We start from the raw sequence: 10,550 nt of genomic DNA on the forward strand, positions 1-10,550 counted from the left end.
ATTGTCTTGCCAATACGTCCATTATGCCTTCCGCAAGGAGAAGCCTGGCTCGCCGCAAACGGCCACACTACTCATCGCCGAGCGACTGCCAGCGGCTACTTCCGACCGACGGCACAACGCACTCGACGGCGAGCGCACCGCCGCTTGCTGCTCGCCGGGCGAGCGCTGGCGGGCCGTTGGCTGCGTGCGAGACCGACCCAGGTTTTCGGTTAGAATCGCGCAGGACTTGGACAGATTCTAGCCAATGCACTGACCCGCTGCCAAGTCTTTCTTTCTTCGACACTAGCATTTTCTTCGCAGGTAGCCCGCAGCACATGGATGAGCGCTTTGACCCACACACCCCGCCGCTCGTTCTCAGCTTTGCCGCCAGCGATCCTTCCGGCGGAGCGGGTGTGCAGGCCGACCTGATGACCATCGGCACGCTCGGCTGTCATCCGCTCTCGGTAATAACTGCACTGACAATACAGGATACCGTCGGCGTCAGCCGCCTGCTGCCGGTCGATCCAGCGCATGTCGAGCAGCAGGCACGCGTGCTCCTGGCGGACATGCCGGTCGCCGCGTGCAAGATCGGCCTGACCGGCAGCGTCGAGTGCATCGCCGCGATTGCCGCCGTGCTTGCCGAACATCGGCACCTGCCCCTGGTCGTCGACCCGGTTCTCGCCTCGGGGCGCGGCGACCCACTGGCCGACGAAAGGACGATTGACGCGCTGGTCAATCAGCTTTTTCCTCTCGCCACGCTGCTCACCCCGAACACGCTCGAAGCCAGCCGCTTGAGCGGAATGAGCCCGAATGACGAGCAGCCGGCTGGACCGAAGCAAGTGGAGCACCTGCTGAAAGGCGGCTGCGAATATGTCCTGTTGACCGGAACGCACGCCGCCACCGAACAGGTTGAAAACACGCTTTATCGCCGTGGCCACGGTCTGCTGCGGCGCGACTGCTGGCCCCGCCTGGCCGCCAGTTACCATGGCTCGGGCTGCACGCTGGCTGCAGCCATTGCCGCTTTCCTTGCCCGCGGCTCGTCGGTCGTCGACGCGGTGTACCTGGCGCAGGCTTATACCTGGCAGACGCTGGCAGCCGGGTTTCGTCCCGGACGCGGCCAGCATGTCCCGAATCGTTTCTTTGCCATGCATGCGCCGCTACGGGGTGAGCGATGACGGCAGCCCGCCGGCGCCCCCTGCGTGGCCTGTATGCGATCACCCCGGAAGGGCTGACCCGGGCCGATCTCCTCCTGCGAGTGCGCGCGGCGCTGGCCGGCGGCGCAGTTGTCGTGCAGTACCGCGACAAGCTTGCCAGCGATGACGAACGCCGGGCAACGGCGTCCGCCTTGCGCGCACTCTGCCGCGAGTTTGCCGCGCCACTGCTGATCAACGACGATCTCGACCTGGCTCTGGCGATAGACGCCGACGGCGTACACCTTGGCCGCGACGACGGCGACTGGTGCGCGGCCCGCCGGCGCCTCGGACCTGATCGGCTGCTCGGCTGTTCGTGCTACGCCGATGCCGCGCTGGCGCGCCAGGCAGTCCTGGCGGGCGCCGATTATCTTGCCTTGGGCGCGGTTTTCCCGTCGGCAACGAAACCGCTGGCCGTGCGCGCCGACCTGTCGCTGTTTGCCCACTGCCGGCAGGAGTTCGCCCTCCCGATCTGTGCGATCGGTGGCATCACACTGGAGAACGCCCCCCGCCTGCTGGCTGCCGGCGCCGACCTGCTGGCGGTGATCAGCGACCTCTTCGCGGCACCCGAGGTAATGGCACGGGCGGCCGCCTACCAAAACCTGTTCAAGGATATCAGTCGTGACTTCCCATAATCAGAAACTGTTCGAACGCGCGCAACAGTACATTCCAGGCGGCGTAAACTCTCCGGTACGCGCCTTCCGTTCGGTCGGCGGCACGCCGCGCTTTCTCGCCGAGGGTCGTGGCCCGCGCGTCATCGACGCCGACGGCTGCAGCTATGTCGACTACGTTGGCTCGTGGGGTCCGTTAATCCTCGGCCACGCTCATCCGGCCGTCGTCGAAGCGGTTCGTCTGGCCGCCGCGCGGGGTTTGTCGTTTGGCGCGCCAACCGAGAGCGAAGTGGAAATGGCTGAACTGCTGTGTACCGCGCTGCCATCGCTCGAAATGGTCCGTCTGGTCAGTTCGGGAACCGAAGCAACAATGAGCGCCATCCGTCTGGCGCGCGGCTTTACCGGCCGGGATCTGTTGATCAAGTTCGAAGGCTGCTATCACGGGCATTCGGACAGCCTGCTGGTAAAAGCCGGTTCCGGTCTGCTGACCTTCGGTACGCCCAGTTCGAGCGGTGTTCCAGACGATCTCGTCAAGCACACGCTGGTGCTCGACTACAACGACCTTGCCGGAATCGCGGCAAGCTTTGCCCAGCGCGGCAGCCAGATCGCCGCCGTCATCGTCGAACCGGTCGCCGGCAACATGAACCTGATCGCGCCGCGTCCCGAGTTCCTGCGCGCATTGCGCGAGTTGTGCAGCGAGCACGGCGCGCTCCTCATTTTCGATGAAGTGATGACTGGTTTTCGCGTCGGAGCGCAGGGTGCACAGGGCCTCTACGGGATTACGCCGGACTTGACCACGCTCGGCAAGGTGATCGGTGGCGGCATGCCGGTTGGCGCGTTTGGCGGCCGGCGTGAGGTGATGGCCAAGGTCGCGCCGCTCGGTTCGGTCTATCAGGCTGGCACCTTGTCGGGGAACCCGGTGGCGGTCGCGGCCGGCTTGGCGACGCTCAAGCTGGTGCGCAGCGAGGAAGGCTTTTACGCAACGCTGACGCAGCGTACCGAGCAACTTGTGAACGGTTTGATGGATGCCGCCAGGCGCTCGGGCATTCCCTTTTCGGCGCAGGCCATCGGCGGCATGTTCGGGCTGTACTTCCGCACCGAATGTCCGCAAAGCTACACGCAGGCACTGGACAGCGATCAGGCGGCATTCAGGCGCTTCTTCCACGCCATGCTGGCGGCGGGACACTACTTCGCGCCGTCGGCCTTCGAGGCCGGCTTCGTTTCGGCGGCTCATGGGGAAGCGGAGATTGCCGCAACAGTGGCGGCTGCCGACGAGATCTTCCGCAACTGGTAAGGAAAGGCAGCGGCTACCCGCGCAGACTGAGCAGCAGAGCGAGAAACTCGTCGGCACGCTGCAGGCCGACGACGCGCACGCCCTCGATCTCCTTGCCGGTACGGTCGAAGAAGACGATCGCCGGCGGGCCATAGACCTTGAAACGCTGCAACAACGCCTTGTCCTGCTCCGTGTTGCCGGTCACGTCGGCCTGCAGCAGCGTCCATCCGGCGAGTTCGGCCTGCACGCGCGGATCGGCAAACGTCGTCCGTTCCATTTCCTTGCAAGTGACACACCAGTCGGCGTAGAAATCGAGCAATACCGGCTGCTGCGCCGACTTGACGCGCGCCGCCAGTTCATCGACCGAGCCGATGCGTACGAAGGGCAGGGGACGCGTGTCGCCGCCGGCAGCCGCACTGCGCAAGACCGAGAGCGGCTGCAAGGGATCGCGCGAGCCGGCCAGAGCGCCAAGCAGCAAGGCTGCGCCAGCGAGCAGCAGGACGATGCCGATTCCCTTCCAGAAACGCTGCCACCCCCTGGCGTGGCTTGGAAGCGGGTCGAGTGCATGCAGATAACTGGCCGATACGATCAGCAGCAAGGCCCAGGCCAGCATGCCGACCACCGCCGGCAGTAGCGGCGCAAGCAGCCACAGCGCTGTGGCCAGGAGAACCACGCCAAAGGTCTTCTTGATCGCTTCCATCCACGGCCCCGACTTCGGCAGCAGCGTACCAGCGGATACGCCGACCGCCAGCAGCGGTACGCCCATTCCCAGGCCCATCGCAAAAAGCGCGCTGCCACCGAGCAGGGCATCGCCGGTCTGACCGATGTAGAGCAGCGCACCAGCCAGCGGCGCAGCAACGCAAGGCCCGACGATCACCGCCGAGAGCGCACCCATCAAGGCCACGCCAGGGAGCGAACCACCGCGCAACTGACGCGCCTCGTCGGCCACCTTGCTCTGCACGAAGGTCGGCAGTTGCAATTCGAAGAAGCCGAACATCGATAAGGCGAGAACGACGAAGATTCCGGCGAAGCTGCCGACGATCCATGGGTTCTGCAGCGCCGACGAGAGCAGGGTCCCGCTCAGCCCGGCAAGGACACCGGCGACGGCGTAGGTCAGCGCCATGCCCACGACGTAGGCGAGCGACAGGGAAAAGCCGCGCAGATGCGATACGCCGTGCCCATCGCGCCCGGCGCCAACGATGATGCTCGAAACGATCGGAATCATCGGGAAAACACAGGGGGTCAGCGACAGCAACAGGCCAAAGCCGAAGAAGCTGGCGGCGAGCAGCCAGAAACCGGCGTGCTGAAACAGGCGCGCAATGCGGCCTGACTCGTCGTTCAGCGGGGCTCGATCGGCGGCGCCAGCCGAGGGTGAACCGCCAAGGGATCCGTCCGGCAGTTGCACGGCCAGTCTGTGCTGCTGCGGTGGATAGCAGACGCCAGCGTCGGCACAGCCTTGCGAGCTGAGCTTCAGGGTCAGCGGCAACGGCCCCGAGCTGGTCCGCGTGACCGACAACCGAACAAGTACTTCGTCGTAGTACACCTCGACTCTGCCGAAGGTTTCGTCATCCTTGGTCTTGCCCGGCGGCAATGCCGGCGGATCGAACGACACGCTGGCCGGCTCGAGGGCAAAGCGAAACTTGTCGCGGTACAGGTAATAGCCCTTGGCAATGGCAAAGCGGACTTCTATCGTGCGCTCGTCGAGGGCGCGTGCCGTTGGCTGAAAGGCGACAGCCGGATCGAGAAACTCATCCGCGTGCCCACTCAGGGCGACCAACAGCAGCAAGGAAAACAGCCAGCGGATCACGGCAGTCTTGACCAATCAGTCGCCCTGCGCCACTTCGTCGGCGACCCAGGCGAGATAGCCCGGCAAACCATGCGCAATCGGCCAGGCGATCACTTCCGGGAGTTCGTACGGGTGACGGGCAAGGATCGCAGCTTGCAGCGCCGGGTAACGCTCGCTCGTCGTCTTGATCAGCAAGGGCACTTCATCGCTGGTCTCGATCGTTCCCTGCCAACGGTAGACCGACCGGCACGCGGAGAGGATGTTTACACAGGCGGCCAGGCGTTGTGCGACAAGATCCTGCGCCAGCGCCTCGGCGACCGATCGGTCAGGCAAGTTGGTCAGAACGAGCAAGGTAGTCACAGGAGCGATTCTACTCCCCGGCGTTTGCGCACCGGCTATCCGAAGCGGCGCGGACAGACTGCCCCGAGCGCCTGCTGACGCGCTGCCCTTGCTGCGCCATCGAGGTCAGTGCCGCCAGGCGCGGCTGACGATCTCGCGAATCACATGCAGCCGGCGATGGAAGAAGTGATCGGCGCCGGGCACGACGACCACCGGCAGATCAAGCGGCCGCGCCCAGGCGATGACATTCGCCAACGGCACCGTAGTGTCCTCCGAGCCGTGGATGACGATCGTGTCGGAGGGAACGGTACGCGTCTGGTAGAGACGTGCACCTTCGACAAAACCCGAGGCGGTACCGACGAGAACCAGGCGCTGCGCGGGGTGGCCCAGCGCGCAGAGCGCTTCAGCCACGCGCGTCTGCACGTAGGCGCCAAAGGAAAAGCCGGCGAGTGCAACCGGCAGGTTGCCGTAGCGACATTTCGCTTCGGCAATCACCGCCAGCAGATCCTCGCTCTCGCCATGACCATCGTCGTGCTCGCCGGCGGTCTGTCCGACGCCACGAAAATTCGGCCGCAAAGCGACATAGTCGAGGTGGTTGAACGTACGGGCCAGAGTCTGCACGACCTTGTTGGTATTGCCGCCGCCGAACAGCGGATGCGGATGCGCCACCAGCGCAATGCCGCGCGGGGCTCCGGGATTCTCCACGGTGATCTCGATCTTGCCGACCGGCCCGTCGATCAGCACATGCTCTGCCGCCAGCCTCATGGCAAGGCCCTCGACGCCGGCCGCTTGCCCGACGCCGCCGACTCCAGCGTCCGGCAGCCAATGCCGCCAGCGCGGTCAGATGCGCAAGCGATCGACGACGCGCCCATGCAGCAGATGCTCCTGGATGATTTCTTCAATATCTTCGTGATCAACGTAGCTGTACCAGACGCCTTCCGGATAGATGACGACGACCGGGCCATTGTCGCAGCGGTCCATGCAGCCCGCCTTGTTGATGCGAACCTTGCCCGCCCCCTTCAGTTGCAACTCGGCCACCCGGTCCTTGGCATAGGTCTGCGCCGCGGTCGCTCCCGCGTCGTTGCAGCAAGTTTCGCCTTCACCCCGCTGATTGCAGCAGAAAAAGACGTGATACTTGAAATGGCTCATGAACCGATGCTCCTTGCGCGCTATGGCGACCAGCGACGACCGGAGATTGTAACGTATTCCCGTTACAAGCGCCGGCCGAGCACGGTCAGATAGGGCAGTGCGAGGAAGGGCCACAGACTCGCCGCCCAGCGGGTCAATCCGTTGAAGTTGAGGAAATGCCCCTGCCGCCAGGCGGCCAGGGCGGCCTCCGAATACGGGTTGGGTGGCGCCAGGTTGACCAGCGCGGTGCCCACCATCAACGCGACGCCAGCCAGCGCGACGCGCACTCCCGCCGGCAGAAAAAGGACGATGGCGAGGAGGACGCTCCCCACCAGCAAACCGATCTGGGCACCCGGGGTAAGCCAGGCGAAGGCGTCTTCCGGTGCCACCAGGACGGCCGCAGCGAGGGTCCTGATCGCCAGAGCGAGCAGAAAGAAGGCAAGCAGGACCATCGACGACTGCGCGCGGTCAAGCAACATGGTGCGGACGAAGAGACCGATACTCATGGTGTTGCAGGCAATGACGCCGGTTTCGAGAACGAAGAAGGATGACGCCGCGTAAGGCAGGGCAGGTGTCAGACCAAGTACATGGCGCAGGTCGCCGGTACCGAAGAGCAGCGTTTCCGGCGACAGTTGCGACACCAGCCAGAAGCCGATCAGAACGAGGCCTGCTTCAGCGTAGGGAACCTGCGCCAGCAAGTCCTGCTGGATCTGCGTGATCCGCCGGAAAATCCGCTTGCCGTTCCAGACGGCAATTATCGCTCCGACAGCCGCGCCGGCACTGTTGCAGGCGAGATCGAGATTGGACGGAACGCGCGCCGGCAACCAGTTCTGCAGACACTCCAGACTGAAGCTGAGCGCGCCGCCGAGGAGCGCGGCGAGCAACGCCGCGCTCCACCGGCCGGGCACGCGGCGCAAGGCAAGCGCGAGAAGAAAACCGAGCGGAAGGTAAGCGACAACGTTGATCGACAGATCGAAGACGGTCCAGTAGCGCGGCCAGGTGGCGCTAAGAAAGGCCAGCGGGGGAACCCCGACGTGGCGCCAGCCGCTCAGTGGATAGAGGCTGGCGTAGCTGATCACGACGATGTACGCGAGCGCCAGCGCCAGCGGCAGCCGCATCGCCGGCGGCAAGCTGCGGCGAGCAGGCTTGCCGTCGGCCGGAGTCTCGGGTGATCTGCGGGAGAACGCCATCAGACAGACAGGCAGCGAGAAAAGTCGTCATTGTAGTGCTTCGCGCTCGCCGCGAAGTCGGCGCAGCCACCCACTCGCCGTGTCCGGCCTCAGTGACCCCTGACGCAGCGCGCTGCGGCGGGTTGCCTACTTCTTCCGATGCGCGTGCAGCGCTTCGGCATGGTGCGTTTGCGCGGCGGCGTGGTGGTGCAGACGGTGATGCAGATCGCCTGGCGGGCCTCCCCGGCCAATGCGCTGCGGCAGCAGCGATCCGCTCAGCATGCCGACGATACTGACCAGCAGGCCGATGAGCTGCGCCGGAACCAGCGGCTGCTCGAGCAGCGTCTCGGCGAGCAGCCAGGCGGCCAGGCCACCGATGATCGCGGCCAAGGCGCCTTGCGTCGTCGCACGTCGCCAGTAGGCACCGAACACCAGAGGAACGAAAGCGCCGGCCAGGGTGACCTTGTAGGCGTTCTCCACCATCTTGAAAATGGACGCTTCCGAATTGAGCGCAAAGACGAGGACAATACCGGTAAAGCAGACCAGCGTGATGCGCATCATGCGCAGGAAAGCATGATCGCCGGCTGCCGGAAAGAAACCGCGCACGACGTTTTCTGAAAACGCGACCGACGGTGCGAGCAGAGTCGCCGAAGAACAGCTCATGATCGCCGAGAGAACGGCACCGAAAAAAACCGCCTGAGCAAGCAGCGGCGTATGCTCAAGGACGAGCGTCGGCAGCACGAGTTGCGAGTCGCTCTCGATCAGGCGATTGAACTGTTCGGGATTGATCAGCGTCGCCGAGTAGGCGATGAACATCGGGATGAAGGTGAAACAGAAGTAGAGCGCCCCGCCGAGCAGCGAGGCCTGGATCGCGATACGCGCGCTGCGCGCCGAGGTAATGCGCTGAAAGACATCCTGTTGCGGAATCGAGCCAAGCATCATCGTCATCCACGCAGCGAGGAAAGCCAGCCATTCGGCGATCCCGCCGCTCGGGAAAAAGTCGAGCTTGCCGGCCTGCGCTGCCTGCCGGACGACCGTCTCGACGCCACCGGTCATACCGGTAACCAGGTAGCCGATGTAGGCCATGCCGCCCATGACGACCGTCATCTGGACGAAGTCGAGAATGGCCACCGAGAACATCCCGCCGAAGGTCGTGTACGTAAGTACGATCGCTGCGCCGAGAATCATTCCGGCGTGCGCGCTGACCGCACCGTCGGTGACAACATTGAAGACCAGGCCAAGCGCCTTGATCTGCGCCGATACCCAACCGAGATACGAAGCGACGATGCACAGCGTGGTCAGCAGTTCAACGCTGCGGTCGTAGCGCAGGCGAAAGAAATCGCCCAGCGTGAGTACGTTCAGACGATAGAGCGTCGTGCCATAGAAGACGCCGGCGATCACCAGACACAGACTGGCGCCAAAGGGATCGGCGACGACGCCGCGCAAGCCTTCCTTGACAAACGTCGCCGACACACCGAAGACCGCTTCAGCGCCGAACCAGGTTGCGAAAACCGTGGCCGTCACCACGGGCAGCGGCAGGCTGCGGCCGGCAACGGCGAAATCCTTGGCGCTATGCACCCGGGTTGCCGCATACAGGCCGATGCCGATCGAAAGCAGCAGGTAGATGACGATGAACCAGATCAGCATTCGGAAACCTCACACATGCAAGGTGGTGCTTCCCTTCGACGACCGTCGACTTTCCTCAGCCGCGCGCCATGCTTCAACAGCGCGTATCGAGACCGTGCTCGGCGAGTTCTGCCGCGTGCAGAACGGCGCGCGCCTTGTTCTGCGTCTCCTGCCACTCGGCCGCTGGATCGGAATCGGCCACGATGCCTGCCCCGGCCTGCACGTGCAACTGTCCATCCTTGATGATCGCCGTCCGGATGGCAATCGCCAGATCCATGTCACCGTTGAAGCCGAGATAACCCACGGCGCCGGCGTACAGCCCGCGCTTGAGCGGTTCGAGTTCGTCGATGATCTCCATCGCGCGCACCTTCGGCGCACCGGACACGGTGCCCGCCGGAAAGGTCGCCTTGAGTACGTCGAGGGCGCCCAGTTCCGGGCGCAAGCGCGCTTCCACGTTCGACACGATGTGCATGACGTGCGAATAGCGCTCGACGATCATGTGCTCGGTGACCTTGATCGTTCCGACGCGCGCGACGCGGCCTGCGTCGTTGCGCCCGAGGTCGAGCAACTGGACATGTTCGGCACGCTCCTTCTCGTCGGCCAGCAGCTCGGCGGCAAGCGTCTGATCCTCGTCGTAGGAGACGCCACGCCGACGCGTGCCGGCGATCGGGCGGACAGTCACCGTGTCGCCGTCGAGACGAACGAGGATCTCCGGCGAGGCGCCAACAACATGGAAATCCTCGAAATCGAAAAGGAACATGTAGGGTGACGGATTGAGCGAGCGCAGCGAGCGATAGACCGCCAACGGACTGGCGGTGAGCGGCTTGCTCATGCGTTGCGACAGCACCACCTGCATGATGTCGCCTTCCGTAATGTAGCGCTTGGCCCGGCTCACCGCCTGCTTGAACTGCGTTTCACCGAACATCGACACCGCCGGCTGCGACGATTGCGGTGTTTCCAGCGGAATGCGCGCCGGCTCGCGCAACTGACCCAGCAGCTCACGCAATCTGGCCTGCGCCTTCTGCTGTGCGCCGGGTACGCCGGGTTCGGCGTAAACGACGAGCGTCAACTTGCCGGACAGATTGTCGACCACGGCAATCTCTTCCGAGAGCAGTAGAACGATGTCCGGAATCCCGAGATCGTCCTGCTTCAGCGAGCGCGTCAGGCGGGTTTCGATGTAACGCACGGTGTCGTAGCCGAAACAGCCGACCAGACCGCCGCAAAAGCGCGGCAAGCCGGTCGTCGGCGCGGCCCGAAAGCGCTTCATGAACTTGCCGATGAACTCGAGCGGGTTGGTATCGTCCTCGCGTTCGGCGATCCGGTTGCCGTTAAGGACAAGCACCTGATGCCCATTGACGACAATCCGCGTCTGACTGGCCAGACCGATAATCGAATAGCGGCCGAAGCGTTCGCCACCATGCACCGATTCGAGCAGATAGCTGTACGGAC

General features: G+C 64.4%; 10 protein-coding genes. 3 read left to right on the forward strand and 7 right to left on the reverse strand.

Annotation, left to right across the window (positions count from 1 at the left end):
* Positions 1-314: 314 nt before the first annotated feature.
* The 3 genes from RKP46_RS00330 to hemL are packed head-to-tail and all read left to right on the forward strand — an operon-like array spanning position 315 to position 3,074.
* A complete protein-coding gene (locus tag RKP46_RS00330; protein WP_311104781.1) occupies positions 315-1,154 on the forward strand; it encodes a hydroxymethylpyrimidine/phosphomethylpyrimidine kinase in 840 nt (279 codons plus the stop codon).
* The gene (gene thiE, locus RKP46_RS00335; RefSeq protein WP_311104782.1) at positions 1,151-1,804 is read left to right on the forward strand and encodes a thiamine phosphate synthase; all 654 of its coding nucleotides are present in this window, start codon (positions 1,151-1,153) and stop codon (positions 1,802-1,804) included. The genes RKP46_RS00330 and thiE overlap by 4 nt, the downstream gene beginning before the upstream one ends.
* Positions 1,791-3,074 carry a glutamate-1-semialdehyde 2,1-aminomutase gene (gene hemL / locus RKP46_RS00340; protein ID WP_311104783.1) on the forward strand — a complete coding sequence of 428 codons (1,284 nt, stop codon included), beginning with the start codon at positions 1,791-1,793 and terminating at the stop codon, positions 3,072-3,074. Before thiE ends, hemL begins: the two co-directional genes overlap by 14 nt.
* A 13-nt stretch (positions 3,075-3,087) precedes the next feature.
* On the opposite strand, the gene dsbD is transcribed toward hemL, so the two are convergent.
* The 7 genes from dsbD to trpE form a co-directional block, all read right to left on the reverse strand.
* Positions 3,088-4,875, reverse strand: a complete 1,788-nt coding sequence (gene dsbD / locus RKP46_RS00345) for a protein-disulfide reductase DsbD (protein WP_409194082.1) — start codon at positions 4,873-4,875, stop codon at positions 3,088-3,090.
* The gene (cutA, locus tag RKP46_RS00350; RefSeq protein ID WP_409194083.1) at positions 4,876-5,199 is read right to left on the reverse strand and encodes a divalent-cation tolerance protein CutA; all 324 of its coding nucleotides are present in this window, start codon (positions 5,197-5,199) and stop codon (positions 4,876-4,878) included.
* A 105-nt stretch (positions 5,200-5,304) separates the two neighbouring features.
* A complete protein-coding gene (locus RKP46_RS00355) occupies positions 5,305-5,943 on the reverse strand; it encodes a serine aminopeptidase domain-containing protein (RefSeq protein ID WP_311104784.1) in 639 nt (212 codons plus the stop codon).
* Between the two features lie 75 nt (positions 5,944-6,018).
* The gene (locus tag RKP46_RS00360) at positions 6,019-6,327 is read right to left on the reverse strand and encodes an NAD(P)H-dependent oxidoreductase subunit E (RefSeq protein WP_311104785.1); all 309 of its coding nucleotides are present in this window, start codon (positions 6,325-6,327) and stop codon (positions 6,019-6,021) included.
* Positions 6,328-6,389: 62 nt separating this feature from the next.
* Positions 6,390-7,496: a VanZ family protein gene (locus RKP46_RS00365; protein WP_311104786.1), complete on the reverse strand. Its 1,107-nt coding sequence runs from the start codon at positions 7,494-7,496 to the stop codon at positions 6,390-6,392.
* A gap of 126 nt (positions 7,497-7,622) precedes the next feature.
* Entirely contained in the window at positions 7,623-9,122 is a 1,500-nt protein-coding gene (locus RKP46_RS00370) for a sodium:solute symporter family protein (RefSeq protein ID WP_311104787.1), read from the reverse strand.
* Positions 9,123-9,195: 73 nt separating this feature from the next.
* A partial coding sequence (gene trpE, locus RKP46_RS00375) for an anthranilate synthase component I (RefSeq protein ID WP_311104788.1) occupies positions 9,196-10,550 on the reverse strand: 1,355 nt, incomplete at its 5' end.

This window comes from Accumulibacter sp. (assembly GCF_031732815.1).
GTDB lineage: Bacteria > Pseudomonadota > Gammaproteobacteria > Burkholderiales > Rhodocyclaceae > Accumulibacter.

What these genes read in the sequence shown, in the direction of transcription:
- RKP46_RS00330 (WP_311104781.1), top strand. Translation starts at nt 315, where the DNA reads ATGGATGAGCGCTTTGACCCACACACCCCGCCGCTCGTTCTCAGCTTT.
- thiE (WP_311104782.1), top strand. Translation starts at nt 1,151, where the DNA reads ATGACGGCAGCCCGCCGGCGCCCCCTGCGTGGCCTGTATGCGATCACC.
- RKP46_RS00355 (WP_311104784.1), bottom strand. Translation starts at nt 5,943, where the DNA reads ATGAGGCTGGCGGCAGAGCATGTGCTGATCGACGGGCCGGTCGGCAAG.
- RKP46_RS00360 (WP_311104785.1), bottom strand. Translation starts at nt 6,327, where the DNA reads ATGAGCCATTTCAAGTATCACGTCTTTTTCTGCTGCAATCAGCGGGGT.
- RKP46_RS00365 (WP_311104786.1), bottom strand. Translation starts at nt 7,496, where the DNA reads ATGGCGTTCTCCCGCAGATCACCCGAGACTCCGGCCGACGGCAAGCCT.
- RKP46_RS00370 (WP_311104787.1), bottom strand. Translation starts at nt 9,122, where the DNA reads ATGCTGATCTGGTTCATCGTCATCTACCTGCTGCTTTCGATCGGCATC.